Raw genomic sequence first — 20,583 nt, 5'->3', positions numbered from 1 at the left:
TATGTCAAACCCTACTAGAATGTGTATAAAGTGCAGAAATAGATTGTTACAATGTGAGCTAATTCGCCTTCAATATATAAATTCAAAACTGATAAAGTTTAGCGGTTTTGGTAGAAGTTTTTACATATGCCACACTTGTAAAGAATCTAAAAATACTTCAGATATTTTGCTTAGGGTTTGCAAAATTGACAAAAAATACAAAGACCAAATAAACCAAGAATTAAAGGAGTTGTTAATATATGGATAAAATCCGTATTAGTCAAATAGCAAAAGAGCTTGGGAAGACAAGCAAAGAAATACTGCAAAAAGCACAGGAATTAGGACTAGAAGCAAAGACGGCGTCAAGTGCTGTTAGTGCAACTGAAGCAGAAGAGTTGTATAACTACATAATATCAGGCAAACTACCAGAAGGCAAAAAAAAGGCTAAAAAAGAGACAAAAGAAAAAGAAAGCACAAAGCCCAAAAAAGAAAAAAAGGCTAAAAAAGAAGAAGTAAAACAAGAAAAGCCAAAAGAAGAAGTAAAAGAAACAAAAGAGAAAGAAAAAGAAAAAAAACCATCTATTCCAGCTAAGAAAGAAGAAGTAAAAGAAACAAAAGAGAAAGAAAACCAAATAAAAAGAACTGGCTTAAGAATCGTCAAAAAAAGAGAACAAGAAAAGCCAAGCACAAATAACGATACAAAAAAAGAAAACCCAACAAAAACTCTACAAGACCTACTTGGCAACATAGACACAGAAGATTCTTACAAAAAAGACAAAAAAAAGAAAAAAGACAAGCATGTAAATCACGCCAAAAAACATAGCAATGATTACAAAATGGACTTGCTAGATAATAGAGAATTTAATTCAACTGATGACGATGAAGAAGAAGGCGTTATACTCTTTGATCTAAGCGTTCAAGATGAAGTAGATATAGATGAAGATGAAAATGAAAAGAAAGCAACAACCGATAGAATAAGGGTGCAACGGCACAATCCTTTCATGGAGCAAGGTAGCACAAGGCGTTCTAGCAGAAAAAAAGCACCAAAAGTGCAAAAAATCCAAGAAGCAGTAAGCGGTGTGGTAAAAATCCCAGAAGAGATTCGCGCATATGAATTTGCAGAAAAAGTAGGCAGAAGCATAGGAGAGGTAATAAAAATACTCTTCAACCTTGGAATGATGATAACCAAAAATGACTTCCTAGAAAAAGATGCAATAGAGATTCTAGCAGAAGAGTTTGGTGTTGAAATCGAGCTTATAAATACTGCTGATGAGCTTGATTATACACAGCTACATGATGATAATGATAAAGAAGAGCACCTAATTACAAGAGCACCTGTCGTTACAATAATGGGACATGTAGATCATGGTAAAACTTCACTGCTTGATTATATAAGAAACACAAAAGTAGCACATGGTGAAGCTGGTGGAATCACACAGCACATAGGTGCATATACAATCACAAAAAATGACAAAGAAATCACCTTTATTGACACTCCCGGACACGAAGCATTTAGCGAAATGAGGGCTAGAGGTGCTTCTGTAACAGATATAGCAATAATAGTAATAGCAGCAGATGATGGCATAAAACCACAAACCATAGAAGCACTAAACCATGCAAAAGCTGCAAAAGCACCTATTATAATAGCAGTAAATAAAATGGATAAGCCAGATGCAAATCCCGATAAGGTAAAAGCAGAAGCCGCAGAGTTAGGATTCACACCTTTAGAATGGGGTGGAGAATATGAGTTTGTGCATATTTCTGCTAAAACTGGTATGGGTATTGATGACTTATTAGAAACTATCTTGCTTCAAGCAGAGATAATAGAGCTAAAAGCAAATCCAAACAAGCAAGCAAGAGCAGTAGTCATTGAAAGTAGTCTAGAAAAAGGCAAAGGACCAGTAGCAACAATAATCGTGCAAAATGGAACTTTAAATGTTGGAGATAGCATTATTGCAGATACTGCATTTGGTAGGGTTAGAGCAATTACAAACAATCTTGGAGAAAATATAAGCAAAATAACTCCTTCTGGTGTTGGAGTAATAACTGGTCTTAGCGAAGTGCCTCCTGCTGGTTCTATACTTCTAGCAGTGGAAAACGATACAATAGCAAGGGATTATGCACAAAAAAGAGCAGCTCACTTGCGACAAAAAGAACTATCGCACTCAACTAAAGTATCTTTTGATGAACTAAGCTCAATGGTTGCAAAAGGTCAGCTAAAAAGCCTACCTGTTATTATAAAAGCTGATACACAAGGAAGTTTAGAGGCAATAAAAGGAAGTTTAGACAAGCTTCAAAACGAAGAAGTGCAAGTAAATGTGATTCATAAAGGTGTAGGAGGAATCACAGAGAGTGATGTTACGCTAGCTGGTGCTAGTAGTAATTGTGTGATTTTAGGATTCAATGTTCGTCCAACTGGAAGCGTGAAAAATAAAGCCAAAGAATTGGGCATTGAAATTAAGACATATTCGATTATTTATTCATTAATCGATGATATTAAGGCATTGCTTGGCGGATTACTATCTCCTGTGCTAGAAGAAGAAAACACCGGTCAAGCAGAAGTAAGAGAGACATTTAGCATAGCTAAAGTTGGCGTTATTGCTGGGTGCTTTGTAACTGATGGAGTAATCCAAAGAGGTATAAAAGTTAGGCTAATTAGAAATGGTGTTGTAATACACACTGGCAATATAGCATCGCTAAAGAGATTCAAAGATGACGCAAGAGAAGTTCAAAAAGGCTTTGAATGCGGAATTATGCTAGAGAGTTTCAATGATATACAAATAGGCGATGTATTTGAGACATTCAAAGAAGTGCATAAACAAAGAGAGTTAGATTGAAAAGCATAAAACTCCAACGCACAGAATCTCTACTAAAAGAAATAGTAGGGATAGCACTATCGCAACTAAATGATACAAGGCTAAGCTCTCTAAATGTAGTAGATGTGCAATGCTCTAAAGGCAAGTATAATGCACAAGTCTTCTTAAGTGCAGACTATGACGAAAAAGAACAAATAGAAATACTGCAACAACTAAAAAAAGCAAATGGGATCATAAAAGAGTATTGTCTTGAAGAGACTGGCTGGTTTAGGTGTCCGGATTTTAAGTTTATATTTGATAACACACTAGAACAACAAAACAAATTAGAATCTATATTTCAACAAATAAAGAGTGAAAATGATGATAAGCAATGAATTAGAAGCAAAAATAGAAAATCTCATAAAGTCACTAGAGTGTGAATTGTATGGAATTGACATTCTAAAAGAAAATGATAGCAAAATACTAAGAATCTATATTACAAAATCACCACAAGTAACGCTAGATGACTGCAAAGAAGTAAGTCTTGTGCTATCACCACTTTTAGATGTTGAATTAGAAAATTATGACAATTATTTCTTAGAAGTTAGCTCACCGGGGATTGAAAGAGTGCTAAAGACAATGGTGCACTTCAAAGGTGCAATAGGCGAAATGGTAAAAATAAAGACAATTAATAAGCACGAATATAAAGGCAAACTAATAAAAGTAGAAGCAGAATCTTTAGTTATAGAAGATGGAACAAAAATAGAGATTCAAGACATAAAAAAAGCACAAACATTTTTCATATGGTAGATGATAGCTTTTATTTAAATTTAGCGATAAATAGAGCATGGGAATATCAGTGTATAACTATCCCAAATCCAGCCGTAGGTGCTCTAGTCATAGATAAAAATGGGCAAATACTAAGCATACAAGCACACAAAGAAGTAGGCACACCTCATGCAGAGGTATTAGCCTTAAAAGAATCTTATATAAAACTAACCAACGATAATAAGATAGAAAACATTACAGATTCTGCTGAAATTCACAAATATCTGCTTAAAAATGCAAAATCAATCTTTAATGATATAACAATGTATGTTACACTCTCTCCTTGCACACATGTGGGCAAAACTCCTTCATGTGCAAATCTACTAAAAGAGCTAAAAGTTAAAAAAATCATAATAGGAAGTGAAGATATAAACAAAAATGCACAAGGCGGTGGAGAGCTATTAGAACAAAATGGGATAGAAGTTATATATGCATACAAACAACAAAAAATGCAAAAAGTAGCGCTAAAAGCTAAAGAGTTGCTATTGCCATTTATATCATTACAGAGTAAGGATTCTTTTGTGTTATTTAAGTATGCAAGCAGACTAAATGGTAGCATAGATGGGGGCAGAATAAGCAATGAATCTTCGCAAATATTTATGCACAACATAAGAACCAAAGTAGATAACCTGCTAATCTCTGGTAAAACCATAATGCTAGATAACCCAACACTAGATTGCAGATATGCTACTTTAGATAATAAAAAAGCACCAAACATAACAATTCTAACAAGAAATAAAAATCTCCCACAAAATGCACCATTATTTCACATAAATAGAGAAATTACAATCACAAATACGCCACCAAAGCCAAGTGGGTTTATTATGATAGAAGGTGGCATTAGTATGCTAGAGTCTCTAATAGATATGGTTGATATGATTTTATTGTTTTTAAGCCCTACAATCTCACAAAACACGCTAATACATACACTAAACTTGAATCTAAAGATTCTACATACATCAGAACTTGATGGGGATTTATTAATATGGTTAGCTAAAAAATAATGCTAACTCATCTCCCAAAAAATAATCACTTGCAATAATTTTGTTACCATTTTTATAAACTTTATTTTCTTGCAATAGCAATTCACACTTTTTAGAATCTAAAAACTTACAATCAACCCCAACTAAAGAGCGAAATCCCAAAAATAACCTCTCTAAGGCTATATCTTCTATGCTTAGATTTTCCACTCTTGGAGGTGTGCCTTTTATAAATGATTCTATTTTGGATTCCTCATAATATCTAGTGCCTTTTAGACATGATACAGCACCAGCACCAACCCCTAAATAATCAGCACCACGCCAATATGCTAAATTATGCTGACTTTTATAATATGAATCATTAATAACCCTCCCATAGTTGCTAACTTCATATTGTTTAAAGCCTGATTTCTCTAAGAGACTTCTAACAAAATGTCCCATACTATCAAATCCGCAAAACTCCCCTATAAACTCTTTTTTGTTTTGAGTAAAAAACCTACTTCCAGAATCTATGCTTAACTGATATGCTGAAATGTGATTAATATGTAGTTTGGAGGCTATTTTCACTTCATCTTCTAAAGTTTCTCTAACACAAAGTGGAGTGCCATAAATTAAATCAATACTAATATTGCTTAATCCTGCACTAGTAGCAAAGTCTAAAGCATGAAAAATAGAATCTCTACTATGATCTCTCTCCAAAAACTCTAACTTTTCTTTATAAAAACTCTGCACACCAAGGCTAAGCCTATTTACTCCAAGATTTTTTAGGTGAAATATCCACTCTTTAGTGCATGAATTTGGATTTGCCTCTATGTTTATCTCACTATTTTCTATAAGATATGGATTAAAAGTCTCAAAGATTCCATTGTATAAATTATAATCAACAACACTAGGCGTCCCACCACCAATATAAACAGATGTAATTTTGTAGTTTTCTTGTTGTAGTTTAGATCTTAGAGTATCTCGCAAGAATCTCATATAAGATTCTTTTAGATGATTTTTATTTATTTTTGAATTAAAGGCACAATAGCCACATTTACTATCGCAAAATGGTATATGAATATAAAGTGCAATTTCCAAAGAATCTCCAAAAATGCAAATTATATCCAAATACCTAAAATCAAATACTAAAATATATAGCTAAAGCAGTAACCAAGAATCCAAGCAATACAGCAATCATAGAACCTTTTCTGTCTTTTTTGCAAAATGCAGTTATAAACAATCCAGAAATATATAATAAAACTAATGCAACAGAAAATGCTATGGCTAAAATATCAAAATAATACTTGCCAGCTGCCTTGTGTAGTAGCAACACCACACCATATAAGTTTCTATCTATCGTTTGTAGCGTATAGCCTTCATTGTCTTTATTCTTTAATAGCACCACTTGATATTTTAAATTCCCCATGCTATGAGCACCTTTAGCAAACCTAACTTCAGTATTGCTAGGTATTGCTAGATTGTTCTCTTTAAGTGTATTTAGCATGATTTCTTGAATCTTTTCTGCGTTAATTTCTGAATTGATAGCTACCTTATTTATCTCTGCACCTGCATTTTGACGATAGTCAAATATATATCCAACACCAGTGATTGCATATATTAGTGCCATTGGTATAAAAAATAAGCTAACATATAGATGAATCTTCATCCAAGACTTATTGCTGATTAACTTTTTCATTTTAATTGATATTAAAATTCAAACTTATAGTTAATCCACATATTTCTGCCTTCATAGTAGTCTTTATAACTATTTACATATGCTACATTGCCATTATTTAAATACTCATGTGGAACAAAGAAATCTCTATCAAACAAATTATTAATGGCCAAACTAATGCTTGAAGACTTTGATAACTTATAACTCATACCCAAATCAACAACATAAAAATCTTTATACTTATCTAATCCCAGTATAGGTCGATTCCCACCACCTTTAGATTTAGCTAAAGTATCATATCTACCTGTTGCTTTAATATATGAGCTAAGCTTACCACTAGTGTAATTTAATTTCAAAATTGCTGTGTGTCTAGGAGCATTCTCAACCCTATCTCCACCAAGGACATTTTTTATCCCATCTTTATATTTTTTATCCAAAAATGTATAAGAAACATTTGCACTAAAGCCTTTATACTCTCCACTAGTTAGTGCAACCTCAACTCCTAAAGCCTCATTTCTACCTCTATTTACAGAATAATAACAACCAGTATCTACAGAACATTCTGCACCATTTGGCAACATAGCTTGATAATCATACATTTCACTTGATATCTCATCTCTAAACTCGGTTTGAAACGCTGTAATACTTACATTTCCATAATGATTAAAATCAAATATAGTTCCCAATTCATAGTTAATACTAGATTCTGGCTTTAAATTTGGATTCCCATAGTAGCCTAAACTATATTCTCCACTAGTTAGCACTTTTGCTTCTGGTGTTTTATAGCCCTTTGCTACCCCACCTTTTAAGGTTATATTATCAGTTAGATGATATACCAAATATCCTCTAGGTATGAATTCCCCATCAAATAAATCACTCTTTGCATATCTCAAACCACCAGTTAAAATAAGAGAATCTGTTATGTAATATTCTGCTTCAGCATATGGAGAAATTGTTGTTTGATCTTGATCTTTACCTTGCAAAGCTCCAGCACTAGAAGCAAAAGTTACGAAATTTTCATACATAAATTGTGCTCCAGCACTTAAAGACATGCCACCAAGATTCCCCATACTAATTGGGATTATTGCCTTGCTTTCAGCGATATAGACTTCACTATCCAATCTTGCACCTTTACTTACAGCACCATTACCTGCAATAGAGCTACTACCGACCTCGCTTGTTGTTTGTGATTGCAGATATGTATTTAGCGTCCCAAAGTGATAATATCCATCGTGATTTAATAGTAAATTATTCTTTCTATACTTTTTATTTACCGCTACACTTTTACCTGAAGTATTGTTTGTAGCTGTTTTTTGAAAATAATGCTCCGCATCAAAATACATATTATTTTGTTCATTTATAGTCCAATTAAGTCTTGTGCCTATATTACCCATATCAAATGCACCGGGAGAATGACTAGGATATGCTGTGTTTGGATTGCTTAGATCTGTCTGTGTAGGCCATTTTAGATTGCTCTTTTCCCTTGTTTTATATTGACCTCTTAGTGAAAGAGATAGTGTATCTTTTAGCAATGGAAATGCCAAATAAGAATTTATACCTTTATAATTCCCATATAAATCTGGGTGCTGTTGAAACTTTGTATCAAATGAAATTGTCCCTGTTACTTCACTTGGATTCTTCTTTGTGATTATATTTACCACACCACCTACAGCATCTCCACCATACAAAGTAGAAGCAGGACCCTTTATAATCTCTATTCTCTCAATCATAGCTAGTGGTGGCAAATATGCATTATCAGCTTCTCCAAATCCATTGCCTTGGAATCCTCTAACTGAATTTTGCCTCTTGCCATCAACTAAAACAAGCACATAGTTTGAACCATAACCCCTAATATTAAACGAGTAAGTTCCAAGTTTAGATACACTAACATCAACCCCTGGAACATCTTTTATGGCATCTGCAATATCAGCCACTGGTCTATTTTCCAAGTCTTCTTTTGTGATTATAGATATACTAGCAGGTGCATCTTTTACATCTTGCTCAAATCCAGTAGCACTAATTACTGAAGTATCTAATCTATACTCATTTGCATAAACATTGGCAGATAAAATACCAGCTAATGAAACACAGACAACAAGTTTTTTCATTTCCATTCCTTTTAATTCTAATAATAAGAATGGATTTTATTTACTATTTGTTTAAAAATATATAAAAATGAAAGTTAATCTTAAAATTGAAATTATTTATACCAATTTCTAAGTTTTCTATCTAAATTATAAGATACTCTAAAAAGGGCAGGGACGATTAATAAACTAAGAATCATTGAAAATACAAGTCCTCCTATCATAGCAATTCCCATTGGAGATTTAATACCACTTCCAGCTCCACTTGCTAATGCTAAAGGCAACATTCCAAAAACCATAGCAATGGTAGTCATCAGTATTGGTCGCAACCTTTCTTTGCCAGCCTCACAAATAGCCTGTGCAATCTCAATGCCAGATTCTATCTTTTCGTTTGCTACATCAATTATAAGCGTAGCATTTTTTCCAACCAATCCCATTAAAAGCATAAGCCCCATAACACTAAAAAGACTGATAGATTCACCACTTATAAAAAGTGCGAAAAATGCTCCACTAAAGCTAAGTGGCAAGGTTGTTATTATAATTAATGGTTGCAATAAAGATTCATAAAGTGCTGCTAAAATTAAATATATAAGGATAAATGCCATACTCATAGCAACGATAAATGCTTCATTTGTCTCTTGCATATACTTTGCATATCCTTCAATTTTATATCTAACCCCATCTAATAGCCATGAATCTGTATTGTTTTCAACATAACTTGTAGCCTCTCCAAGACTTATTCCATTACCCAAATTAGAATACACCATAATACTTTTCTGTCTATCATAATGCTTTATAGAAGTAATAGAATCTATTTCTTGTATATCAACTAAGCCTTCTAAAAACACTATATCTCCTCTTTTATTCCTTAAAATCAATCTTCTTATATCATTTATATTTGACTTTTGTGTGCTTAGAAGAACTATGTCATATTCTTTTCCATTTTCTTTAAAATAAGATATAGCATACTCCCCGCTAAAAGCATTGCTAACTGCTAGTGCAATTTCTTTTGCACTAAAGCCATATTCATTAGCAACACTCTGCTTTATATCAAGCCTTATTTGCGGTGTTTTGGGCTTTATGTCAGTGTGTATATCACTATATTTACCACTACTTTGCATAAGAGATTCTAGTCTATTTAGGCTTTCTTGTAATTTTTCATCACTAAATGAATAAAGTGCCATCTGAAAAGGTGAATCATCTTCGCCAAGACTAATTTGTGGAATCTCAATTAGCGTAATATCCATATCAAGCTTGCTAGAATATGGCTTATATACTTCTCTTAGAGATTCCATTATCTCTTGCAAACCTCTATCTCTTTTATTATATGGTGTTAGTTTTACATAGATTTTCCCTTCATATACCTTCCTCTCTTGTGTGAATCCTATATTTAAAATGCTATACTCAACTTCAGGCAACCTATCCAAATAAGCTTGAATCTCCAAAGATTCTTCTTGCATTTTTTCCATTGAAATTCCGGGCTTACTTACTAATCTTATATCAAACTCTGCTTTATCTTCAGAGGGTAAAAACTCAACTCCAAGCCTAGAAATTAACAATAAAGAGCTAACAAAAGCTAAAAACACAAGCAAAATAACACGCCAATTATTTCTTAATACAACCTGCAAGATTCTGCTATAAAACTCTTCAATATTGGTAAAATACTTTTCTGTATTTGCGTAGAATCTGCTTTTTTGTGTAGTTATGATTCTTGCTGATAGCATTGGGATTAATGATATAACAACAAAATACGAAATAATAATTGAAGCTGATAGACTAAGACCAAAAGACACAAAGAATCTCCCAGTAACTCCACTCATATTTGCAATTGGTATAAATACAGATAATAGCATACACGATATAGCAATTAACGCAAAAGATATCTGCTTAACACCTTCATATGCTGCTTCCCTTCTTTCCATTCCTTGTTCTATTTTTTTATATATATTTTCAATTACAACAATAGCATCATCAATAATAATACCTATTGCAAGAGTAATTGCAATCATGGTAGCTAAATTTAATGTCATACCAAAGAAATAAAGACAAGCAAACGCACCCATAATTGAGATGGGCAAACTAAGTGCCGCTATTAGCGTTACAGAAAGATTCCGTAAAAATACAAACACTATGAAAACGGCCAAGAATGCACCTAAGAACAAATCAAATGAAACAGAATTTATGGTATCTTGTATATAATTTGTCGTATCTCTAACGATTGTTAGATCATAATCACTACTTATACTCCGCAAAAATGGAAGGTTCTCTAATAATCCCTCTTTAATTTCAATTTCATTTGCACCAGATATTTTTTGTAGCTCTAATAAAATCCCTTCACTTTGAATCTCGCCATCTGCTAAACTTGAGAAACTTCTCCTCTCCTTTGTTGAATCCAAAATTACAGCAATATCTCCCAGCTTTATGCCATTTGCGACAACTATATTTGCTAATTCTTCTACTTTATCTTTATCACTCTTACTTAGAATCTTCCACTCTTTATCTTTAGAGATTATTTTACCGCCATCTAGTTGGATATTTTGGGCATTTATCGCTTGTGCTATATCTGTATATGTTAGGTTGTATTTGCTAAGTGCGTTATTGTTTGGCTTTATTTTTATCTCTCTTTCCAAAAAGCCAACCATATTCACACTTCCTACACCCTTTATCCTCTGCAAAAGTGGCTTAATATTCAAATCAGCATAAGTATTTAATGCTAACAATTCTTTGGTGTTTGTGATTTTATGTTTAGGAGATATAAACAAAGATACAACAGGTGCTCCTCCTACATTATATTTTTCTATTATTGGAGAGTCTATATCATTATCCAAACTTAGTCTTGAGATTTTATCCCTTACATCATTTGCGGCAATTTCTATCTCTTTAGTAAGTTCAAATTCTGCAACAACAATGCTCACATTATCGCTACTAGTCGATGTTATCTTTTTTAGCTCATCAATTCCACTTATTGCTTCTTCTATCTTTTCTGTTACTTTGCTTTCTACTATTTCTGCATTTGCACCTTTATATATTGTTGTTATAGTAATTATTGGCACATCTACATTTGGATATAAAGATACGCTCAAGTTTTTTAGAGCATTAATCCCAAAAAACACTAATATTAATGCAAAGCTAAACACCAAAATCGGACGAGAAATAGCTAATTTCATGGTTGTATAAATCCATCTCCAAAAATACCACTAGGTATAGATTCTAAAAACTCCCCTTCGGCTATTGCCTTTTTTGTTTTATCATTTATACTTGGATATATTTTATTTATAGTAATTGGATTTTTGCTTATATTATTTTCTAATTTATTGCCAACTTTTACTTGTGTAAAATACTTAGAATCAAATTCTATTAAAGCCTTTTTTTCTTTAGATTCTAAAATAAATAGCTTACTAGATATAGCACCAATGCCATCGCCAACTTCTACAAATTTTTCTGAAATCACACCACTAAATGGAGCATAAAGGATTGATTTTTCTAATAATTCTTTTTGTAGCTTATAATTAGATTCTGCTTTTTTTAGCTCATATAGACTTGTTTTATATTGGGTTGCGATTTTTTCAAAGGTATTTTTATCTATTGCTTCTTTTGATTTTTCATAACGCAAAAATTGATCTTTTAAAAAGCTATGTTGTATCCTAGCCCCCTCCAAAAGTGCCAATGACACTTCTACACTAGCTTTTAAGTCATCATTTTTTAAAGCCAATAATTTATCTCCCTTTTTTACATGGCTTCCTACATCTACAAATATCTCTTTTATAATTCCACTACTAGATAGACTTAAAGTTGCCTTTTTTATCGGTTGTATATGGAATGTAGCATAAATCCCCTCACATAACGCTACGCCAAAAAACATAACAAAAACAACAACATATCTCACAAATACTCCTCTAAATTTTCCCCATTTACATACAAGAATTTCGCCTTTTGTATCTCATAGGAAAAATAAGATTCATCAAAAAAAAATTGTGCATTAAACAATGATGTTAGGGAGCTTAAATACTCTGTATAGTCTATTAGTTGAGCATTGAATTTTTCTCTTGCATAGCTATGAGATATTTGTGCTGATTTTAGTGCTGAAGTTGCCCATTTTATCTTTTCTTTGGCTGAATGGAGGGCATTTTTGGAAATTATTCTATCTTTATTATTTTTATCTACATTATATGCATACTCTGTATTTGCTGCTAGTGCGTTTAATCTAGCACTCTCTTTAGCAAAAGAAGTAGCAAAAGAATCAAAAATAGTAAAACTAACACTAATACCAAATACATTTTGATACTTTGGATCTTGTATATCAAAGCTAAATGGCAGTGTAGGTATGTTGCGTGTGCCATAGTTATAATTTGTGTATTTATTAAAAATAGTTATTGTAGGCAGATATGTGTATAGATTCTTAGAAGATTCAACGCCCCTTACATAATGTCTCTGTGATAGCAAATAATTTGGTAGCTTATTATTTGCTTCAACTTCCTTTAGCTTAGAATCCTTATTTATATCAACAATCTCTATCCCACTAAGAAGGCTCAAATTCTCCTTATATATGCTTATCTCCACCTTTATATTTTCTAAGTTATAAGAATTTTGCAAAAATTGCGACCTTATTGCCTCTAAGCTATCTTGTTGTATCAATCCAGCATCATATAAAATATCTTGTTTTTTTAGATTTTCTTGCAACTCTAATTGTTGATTCATTAATGCTTCTTGCTTACTTTTTGCAATAAGCAATGAATAATACTTGGTTATTATTTCTAAAAATACCTTCTCTTGCGTGTCTAAATAATCAAAATAAGAAGATTCTACTTTTGAATCTTGAATTTTTATTTTTCCTTCTCTTTTAAATCCATCAAATAAATCAAATGAACCCTCAACAAAGAATCCCTCTGCCTCTTTAGGATAGAATAAATCAGCATTTGTGGTATTTTGATAGTTATAACCAGCAGCTATTTTTGGGAGATAGTTAGAATATAGTGCATTTTTTTCTTGCTTTAGTGCTTGATGTTGGGCGATTTTTGCTTGTATTAGGGGATTATTTTTTGCATTTTGTATAAGTTCATACAGACTAGATTCAGCAAAGCAATTAACAATAAAACAAAAAAGTATCAATATTCTAAACATGTATTTCCAAAATGTTTCTTTGATTATTGCTAAAATATGCTTAATTAACACTATAGATCTTATCCGGCCTTATCTTAAATATTTTGTTCAATTCATCATAGATAACAAAACACAAATTCATACACAAGTTTGCCACTGATTTGTTTTATTTAATACCCTCTAGCTCTAAAACTTATTTACTTAACCAAAAAATTCATAAAAAATAGAAATCTACTATAAAATCCTACCAACCCCAGCAACCTCGAAATGTATTCGCATAAAATCCAAACTCCACAACCTCTTCTCTAATTTCAAAATTAACACTACCCAAAATCACATCACAAAACTTATTGGTTCATTTCTCATTTGCAAAATCTATAGTCTTTCTTTATCGATTATATACTTATTAATCAACTAAGACTATTTTAACTCCCACAGCTAGAATCATAAATTTTTATAATAAACTTCTTGCCATCTTTATAGAAAAATGCAGGGAACTCCTCATTGCTTACAATTCGCAAAAGATTAAATTGAGATTCCAAACTCTTTGTTATATCTAGCTCACTTGAATCTTTTGTGCGTTTTTGATAAAAGCTCTCCTCTCCAACTTGCTTTTTAGATTCTATATTCGGATATTTGTCTAAAAACTCTAAGCACATTTTTTGACACATTCTAGCTTGAAGCTCTCGCAATTCATCATAGAGTTCACCACCTTTAAGCCTTAGCATATCTTGCAGATAAATATCCCCACTATCTATGCCACAATCTGCTTCAAATAGGCTAAAAGTTATCTCACTCTTACCCTCTAAAACCTGCCAAAACATCGGCGACCAGCCCTTGCCCTTTGGCAAAGAAGAAGCATGGATCACAATATTATGTTTATTTGTATCTAAAAACTCTTTAGGAATTATAGAATGATAAGAGAGGATAAAGACAATCTCATAAGATTCCACAAAATATTTATGAGAGAAATACAAAGGACATTTAAGATTTTCTGCTAACTCTCTAGCATATGGGACAAACCACTGACTTTTAGAGGTTAGGATTGCAACTTTCATGCAACCCCCCTAAAAGACCTATAAGAGAGATTAAACCTACTAAAGCTTAATAGTCCCCCCCCCCCCGCAGATAAATCAAGCTTAACAAAAGACATTTCTTTATTTTCTTGTATTTCAAAGCCAAAGCTCTCATATAATTTTAATGCTCTTTTATTTTTCGTATATACACTAGAATACAAGGTTTTAACTTTTAGAGTATTTTTTGCATAATCTAATAAGTGTTGCATAAGAATCTTCCCATAGCCTTTAAGATTTGGATTAGCATAGATTCCAAACTCACAAGAATCCGAATTTATATCAACAAAATACACAACTCCAATTGCAACATCACCGCTATAAACCAAAAAATATTCTTTATCTTTTCTATCTTTTAGACTTTCTATAAATTTATTATGAATCTCCCACGAGAAATTCTTTGTCTTCATAAATTCACATACTCTTGCATCATTCCTCCAAGCAAATATAATTGCAATTTCATTAATATCTAGCTCGCTAAAAGACTTAAACTCTATTTTGCAATGATTAACCAATCTAATAAGCATAAAAGATTCTACACTTGATAACCCAACTTGCAAACCACGATATTTCGCATTTAGCTCTATTCCCGTTAGACTTCTTGGATGAGGATATTCACATAATTCTGACTTATAAAGATTCATAGCATTTATTTTTAACTCTAAAGTATCACTAATGTCAAAAAACACATTTGGAGAAAAGCTATGTGGATACTTCCACTCTGTTGATGATAAAACTTCAAAGCTATATATTTCTCTAACACACTCATCTCTCATTGGTCTAGTTGCCGTAAGAACTGCTTGAAATGTGATTTTATGGTCAATATTTAAATCAGATTCATAATGCGTAAAGATAATATCTGGTTTTGTTTTTTGCTTTATTTTTTCAATACTTTTTATAATCTCTAATAAAGGCACACTATCAAAGGCATTATCAGGGAATCTTTCTCTAAAAACTTCACTTATGCCAATGCTTTTATTTGCCTTATAAAACTCATCATCTAAGATATCATAAGATTCTTGTGTAATATCACTCCTCTTAACTGCTCTACTACTTTTGCCCTCTCCAAGAACCAAAGTATAAGCCCTATGTCCTTCTTTTATCATTCTAGCGATAGTGCCAAAACAACCTAGCACCTCATCATCAGGGTGTGCTACTACAATTAATATGGTTTTATTTCTCATAAATTTTAAATCTCCCAGATATTGTTTTTCTATTTCTTTTAGCTTTATAAAATTCTATTTTAAAGTTACCAAGCTCAATGAAAGCTCTTGGATAAGTAGGTGCATCAAGCATTCTAATAAAGTCATATATAGAATCTAAATTTTTATTATTAATAGTTAGAATATTGCTCTCTTCTCTTTTTCGTCTTTTAAATATCTCCACATCTCCAACTTGCTTTTTAGGTTTTGGATTATTTTTTAAAATATATGGAATCATGTGGAAAAATATAATCTTAGAAGCTTTTTTATAGATTTCTTTAGCACTACCTTTAGAAATATCCAATTTGCTTTTTAGATAAATATCCCCACCATCTAAAATATCATTAACCTTTAGTGCAGATATTTTTGTGTGTTTTATTCCCATAATTATTAGGTTTTGCAATGGACTGCCACCTCTACCATAAGGCAAATCACTCATATGAAATACAACACAAGAAAAGTTTTTATAAATTTCAGATTCTATTTTCTCTGACCAATGAGGAAAGAAAATATATTTAGGATTTATCTTATGAAGATTTTGCAATGTTAAATCTTGCGGTTGTGTAATTAAATGTAATTTGTAATTTTTGCAAGAATCTTGTAGCTTGTAGAAGTTTTTTATATTCCATTTCTTTAGAGTTGCGATTACTATAACTTTCATTACGCAACCAAAGAACTAGAAAATGGAGCTACTAGGAGATTATTACCCCCCCCCCCACTATAAAACACGGAATCTAGCTTTATTAGATTCATCTTTTTATTATTTATTATTTTTTTACAAACATTTTTAAATCCAAATTTACTATACAAATTTATAGCTTTTATATTTTCACTCTGCACTTGTGCTTTTAATTCTTTTACTTTTAGAGTATTAAAAGCATAATCCAACAAAGTCTCCATTAATATCACTCCATAACCTTTAAGATTCGGATTAGCATAGATTCCAAACTCACAAGAATTGCCAATTTGTATATTTATAAAATCTATAACTCCTATTGGAATTGCACCCTTATACACTAAGAAATATTCTTTATTACAAGTAGTTTTTAAACTCTCTAAAAACTCCAAATGCTCCTTGGGGCTTATTAGAGCATTATACATAAAAGGAGCTACTTTTGGACTATTACGCCATGATAGCACCATTATAGATTCTTCACAACTTAGCTTTGTAAAGTTTTTTAGCTCTATCATTTATAAATCTCTACTAAATACAGAGAAATCTTACTCATTCCGCCACTAGCTACCAAGATTCCTATGATTATTAACAAACTACCAACTATAAATTCAATCACTCTAAAATATCTCTTAATTTTATTTAATGCATTAAAGGCATATCCTATAAAAATAGAACACAGCAAAAACGGAATACTAAACCCTAAAGTATAAACCACCATAAGCCAAATACCTCTCTCACCCTCAAAAGAAGCCAATGATATAATACCAGCTAATATCGGACCAACACAAGGTGTCCAACCAAAGCTAAAACTAGCGCCAAGTAAGAATGGAGTTAAAATATCCTTTGCAAACGAAAATTTCTGTAATTTTGTAAAATCAAAAGTCTTTTGTCTTTGTATAGATGGTATTTTAATAACATTCATAACACATAATCCAAAAATTATTAAAATACCACCAGCAACATATGAGACATAACTGCTAAGCAAGATTCCACCACTTAAGATTCTAGCACTAACAGCACCCAAAAGAACAAATACAATCCCCATGCCAAATATAAAAAATATGGAATTCCTAAGCACAAACAAACGCGACTTAAAAGATAGAACTTCAGAATCTTTTAGCTCATTAATAGAAATATTAGAAACATAAGAAAGATATATAGGTATAAGCGGTAAAACGCAGGGACTAAGAAAAGTCAAAATCCCTGCAACAAGACTAATTAAAATTGGAGCTTCACCAAATAGCCCAACCAAAGATTCTTCCATAATTATCCTATCATACTAGGTAGCCATAGCGAAATTGCTGGTATATATGTTATAAGTATAAGCCCAACCAATAACACACACAACCAAGGTAGGACCGATACTACTACCTCTTTTAAACTAAGTCCAGTTAAAGAACTTGCAACAAACAAATTAAGCCCAACAGGAGGAGTTAGCATACCAAACTCCATATTTACAATCATAACAATCCCAAAATGTATAGGATCAATCCCTAAAGACACAGCAATAGGTAGCAATAATGGCGTCATAATCATGACAACAGAGCTAGGCTCCATAAACTGTCCCATAACAAACAGCACTAAATTTACCAATATTAAAAACATCCACCATGTCATATTTATGCTAACTAAATATTCAGCAATTATATGCGGAATCCTCTCGCTTGTTAAAAAGTGAGCAAAAACGACAGCAAAGCCAATGATAAAAAAAATCATAGCAGTAGTAATTGCTGCATCTAAAAATACTCCATACAAGTCTTTAAACTTAATATCTTTATAAATAAATACAGATACTATAAACGCATACACGGCACTAATCCCAGCAGCTTCAGTAGCAGTAAATACACCAGCATAAATACCACTAATTACAACTACTACAATTAATAATGCCCAAAATGCTTCTTTAAACTTCTTTATCCTCTCTTTTAAACTAGCAGGTTTTGTAGCGGTAAATCCGAGTCGTTTCGCTCCAAAATAAGCATACAACATCATCATTCCTCCAACTAGCAATCCAGGAATCACTCCTGCGATAAAGAGCTTTTCAATGGATACTTCAGCAGTTACTCCATATACAATCATGACAACAGAAGGCGGAATCAAAATCCCAAGACTACCAGCAGAAGTAATAGCACCAACAGAATAGCTAGTAGGATAACCAGCCTCCTTTAATGCCAAAAACATAACAGAACCAATTGCAACAACCGTGGCAGGTGAGCTACCGCTAACAGCAGCAAAAATAATACAAGCTAAAATCGCACTCATAGGAAGCCCACCGGGCAAATGCCCTACAATACTCTTGGCAAACTCAACGATTCTATGTGCACTACTTCCCTTACTCATTAAAGAGCCAGCTAGTATAAACATAGGGATAGCCATTAATGCAGGCTTTAACCCATTTAGCATAATCTCTGGCACTCCAAAAATATCATAAGAGCTAAAAAGTAGCATCGTAGCAACAGCACTAACTCCAAGCGATATAGCAACCGGCACTCCAAGTAATAAAAGACCAAATAACAAAATCAATAAAAATGCAACACTCATCTTTAACTCTTTAATCTTTTATTACAGAATCTCTTATAATTTCAGCTTCAGCACTTTTTACAACCCTATCTGAAGGCAAGAAAGAGACTTCATATATTTTTTCCGCACTTCTATATGTCGCACCCAAAAAAGAAATAGGCAAACATAATAAAAACACCCACAAAGGCACACTATGCAACGCTTCACTCATATAGCCAATCTCATAATTTAAATAACAAACCATAACACTTGCATAACACATAAATCCCAAAAATACTACACATAAAATATGGCTACATATTACGCATGTCTTTGCAATAGAATGTGGAAACTTCTCTATTAGCATAGTAACTGATATATGAACACCCTTTCTAAAGCCATATGCAGCACCAAAGAATGCTGACCACAAAAAACAATACCTAGCAACCTCTTCTGCCCATGTAAGAGAGCCTATCTCTGGGAAAAACCCAGCAGCATAACGCATAAATACATTAATCGCAGTTATTACAACTCCAACTGCCAACCCAACTACCGCAACATTTTTATTAATTGAAGCAATAATCACATCTAATATTTTGAAAATTTGTTGAACTTTTTGATTATTATGAACCCATAAAAAGGGCTTTTTAACAATACCTAAAATACCCAAAACTCCCCCTATTTAGTATTTAAAGTCTTTTCAATCAAATCTTTGCCAACTAAATCATAGAATTTAGGATAAATGGAAATCATCAAATCCTGCCATTCTTTCTTTTGCTCATCTGTTAGCTCATATACTTTTGTGCCTGTTTTATCATCATTTTTAAGTCTATCTAATAAAACTTGCTCTTCTTTAGCACTCTCTTCTCTTTCATATTCGGTAGCTTCACTCATAGCAGTTTTAAATACTTCTTTTAAATCATCTGGTAGTTCTTGCCAAAACTTTTCACTTGCAACAACCAAATATCCTAAATACCCATGATTTGACATAGTAATAGAACTTTGCACTTCATAGAATTTAGAATTATAAAGATTTGATAATGGATTTTCAGCTGCATCAACTACACCTGTTTGAAGTGCTGAATAAACTTCACCAAATGGCAATACTTGAGGGATTGCTTTAATGGCTTTTGTTTGTTCCTCTAGCACTTTAGAACTCATAATTCTCATTTTTTGCCCTTGTGCATCTGCTGGCTCTATAATTGGCTTTTTATTTGTGCTAAATTGCTTAAATCCCGCGTCCCAATAATCTAATGCAACATATCCTTTAGCATTTATCACATCTTTTAGAATCTGACCTACTTCACCATCCATTACCTTATGTAAATGTTCTGTATCTCTAAATATAAAGGGAACATCCCACAAATTAAACTCCTTAGCAAAAGGGGCAAATTTTGAAAAACTAGGAGCAGCTAGTTGCACATTGTTTCTCTTTAGCTCTTGGAATACCTTATCATCATCTACAAGTTGTGCTGAAGGAAACACATGAACAACGATTTTACCATTGCTTAGCTCTCCAACTCTTTTGGCAAAAAAATCAGCTGCTTTGCCCTTAGGAGTATTTGCACTAACAACATGTGCAAACTTTACCTCATAAACCTTATCTCCATTAGCACTAGCACTCTTATTGGAATCTCCACCACACCCAACTAAGAATGCAAGACAAAAAACACCTACAAAAGATACAAGAATCTTTTTCATAAATACCTC

General features: G+C 32.6%; 19 protein-coding genes. 5 read left to right on the top strand and 14 right to left on the bottom strand.

Features of this window, described 5'->3' with window-relative positions; translation table 11 throughout:
- The first annotated feature begins 1 nt into the window (after position 1).
- Genes PF021_RS06935 through ribD form a run of 5 tightly spaced genes read left to right on the top strand, consistent with a single transcriptional unit; the run spans position 2 to position 4,606 of the window.
- Positions 2-247 (top strand): DUF448 domain-containing protein, encoded by a 246-nt coding sequence (locus PF021_RS06935; protein WP_271021759.1) that lies wholly within the window; start codon positions 2-4, stop codon positions 245-247.
- On the top strand, positions 240-2,816 hold the full coding sequence (gene infB / locus PF021_RS06930) for a translation initiation factor IF-2 (RefSeq protein ID WP_271021758.1): 2,577 nt from the start codon (positions 240-242) through the stop codon (positions 2,814-2,816). Before PF021_RS06935 ends, infB begins: the two co-directional genes overlap by 8 nt.
- Entirely contained in the window at positions 2,813-3,169 is a 357-nt protein-coding gene (gene rbfA / locus PF021_RS06925) for a 30S ribosome-binding factor RbfA (RefSeq protein WP_271021757.1), read from the top strand. The genes infB and rbfA overlap by 4 nt, the downstream gene beginning before the upstream one ends.
- The gene (locus tag PF021_RS06920) at positions 3,153-3,584 is read left to right on the top strand and encodes a ribosome maturation factor RimP (protein WP_271021756.1); all 432 of its coding nucleotides are present in this window, start codon (positions 3,153-3,155) and stop codon (positions 3,582-3,584) included. Before rbfA ends, PF021_RS06920 begins: the two co-directional genes overlap by 17 nt.
- Complete coding sequence (ribD, locus tag PF021_RS06915) at positions 3,578-4,606, top strand: bifunctional diaminohydroxyphosphoribosylaminopyrimidine deaminase/5-amino-6-(5-phosphoribosylamino)uracil reductase RibD (RefSeq protein WP_271021755.1); 1,029 nt, start codon at positions 3,578-3,580, stop codon at positions 4,604-4,606. Before PF021_RS06920 ends, ribD begins: the two co-directional genes overlap by 7 nt.
- Here ribD and hemW read toward each other — a convergent pair.
- The 14 genes from hemW to PF021_RS06845 form a co-directional block, all read right to left on the bottom strand.
- Positions 4,592-5,662: a radical SAM family heme chaperone HemW gene (gene hemW / locus PF021_RS06910; protein WP_271021754.1), complete on the bottom strand. Its 1,071-nt coding sequence runs from the start codon at positions 5,660-5,662 to the stop codon at positions 4,592-4,594. The two genes, ribD and hemW, sit on opposite strands and share 15 nt — an antisense overlap.
- A gap of 40 nt (positions 5,663-5,702) precedes the next feature.
- The gene (locus PF021_RS06905; protein ID WP_271021753.1) at positions 5,703-6,260 is read right to left on the bottom strand and encodes a hypothetical protein; all 558 of its coding nucleotides are present in this window, start codon (positions 6,258-6,260) and stop codon (positions 5,703-5,705) included.
- An 11-nt stretch (positions 6,261-6,271) separates the two neighbouring features.
- Positions 6,272-8,353 carry a TonB-dependent receptor domain-containing protein gene (locus PF021_RS06900; protein WP_271021752.1) on the bottom strand — a complete coding sequence of 694 codons (2,082 nt, stop codon included), beginning with the start codon at positions 8,351-8,353 and terminating at the stop codon, positions 6,272-6,274.
- Between the two features lie 86 nt (positions 8,354-8,439).
- The gene (locus tag PF021_RS06895) at positions 8,440-11,490 is read right to left on the bottom strand and encodes an efflux RND transporter permease subunit (protein ID WP_271021751.1); all 3,051 of its coding nucleotides are present in this window, start codon (positions 11,488-11,490) and stop codon (positions 8,440-8,442) included.
- Complete coding sequence (locus PF021_RS06890) at positions 11,487-12,209, bottom strand: efflux RND transporter periplasmic adaptor subunit (RefSeq protein ID WP_271021750.1); 723 nt, start codon at positions 12,207-12,209, stop codon at positions 11,487-11,489. Before PF021_RS06890 ends, PF021_RS06895 begins: the two co-directional genes overlap by 4 nt.
- Complete coding sequence (locus PF021_RS06885) at positions 12,206-13,444, bottom strand: TolC family protein (protein ID WP_271021749.1); 1,239 nt, start codon at positions 13,442-13,444, stop codon at positions 12,206-12,208. The genes PF021_RS06890 and PF021_RS06885 overlap by 4 nt, the downstream gene beginning before the upstream one ends.
- A 404-nt stretch (positions 13,445-13,848) precedes the next feature.
- A complete protein-coding gene (locus PF021_RS06880; RefSeq protein ID WP_271021748.1) occupies positions 13,849-14,481 on the bottom strand; it encodes a formyltransferase family protein in 633 nt (210 codons plus the stop codon).
- Positions 14,478-15,680, bottom strand: a complete 1,203-nt coding sequence (gene pseH / locus PF021_RS06875) for a UDP-4-amino-4,6-dideoxy-N-acetyl-beta-L-altrosamine N-acetyltransferase (protein WP_271021747.1) — start codon at positions 15,678-15,680, stop codon at positions 14,478-14,480. Before pseH (PF021_RS06875) ends, PF021_RS06880 begins: the two co-directional genes overlap by 4 nt.
- Positions 15,670-16,359, bottom strand: a complete 690-nt coding sequence (locus tag PF021_RS06870; RefSeq protein WP_271021746.1) for a formyltransferase family protein — start codon at positions 16,357-16,359, stop codon at positions 15,670-15,672. Before PF021_RS06870 ends, pseH (PF021_RS06875) begins: the two co-directional genes overlap by 11 nt.
- Positions 16,359-16,889, bottom strand: a complete 531-nt coding sequence (pseH, locus tag PF021_RS06865) for a UDP-4-amino-4,6-dideoxy-N-acetyl-beta-L-altrosamine N-acetyltransferase (protein WP_271021745.1) — start codon at positions 16,887-16,889, stop codon at positions 16,359-16,361. Before pseH (PF021_RS06865) ends, PF021_RS06870 begins: the two co-directional genes overlap by 1 nt.
- Positions 16,886-17,638, bottom strand: a complete 753-nt coding sequence (locus tag PF021_RS06860; RefSeq protein ID WP_271021744.1) for a cytochrome c biogenesis CcdA family protein — start codon at positions 17,636-17,638, stop codon at positions 16,886-16,888. Before PF021_RS06860 ends, pseH (PF021_RS06865) begins: the two co-directional genes overlap by 4 nt.
- 2 nt (positions 17,639-17,640) lie before the next feature.
- On the bottom strand, positions 17,641-18,915 hold the full coding sequence (locus PF021_RS06855; protein ID WP_271021743.1) for a TRAP transporter large permease: 1,275 nt from the start codon (positions 18,913-18,915) through the stop codon (positions 17,641-17,643).
- 10 nt (positions 18,916-18,925) lie between these two features.
- Entirely contained in the window at positions 18,926-19,537 is a 612-nt protein-coding gene (locus PF021_RS06850; RefSeq protein WP_271021876.1) for a TRAP transporter small permease, read from the bottom strand.
- Between the two features lie 14 nt (positions 19,538-19,551).
- The gene (locus tag PF021_RS06845) at positions 19,552-20,574 is read right to left on the bottom strand and encodes a DctP family TRAP transporter solute-binding subunit (RefSeq protein WP_271021742.1); all 1,023 of its coding nucleotides are present in this window, start codon (positions 20,572-20,574) and stop codon (positions 19,552-19,554) included.
- Between the last annotated feature and the right edge of the window lie 9 nt (positions 20,575-20,583).

The sequence above is a fragment of the Helicobacter ibis genome, assembly GCF_027859255.1.
GTDB lineage: Bacteria > Campylobacterota > Campylobacteria > Campylobacterales > Helicobacteraceae > Helicobacter_D > Helicobacter_D ibis.
Note: the sequence above shows the minus strand (reverse complement) of the source record. Positions and strands in the feature narration are given on the sequence as shown.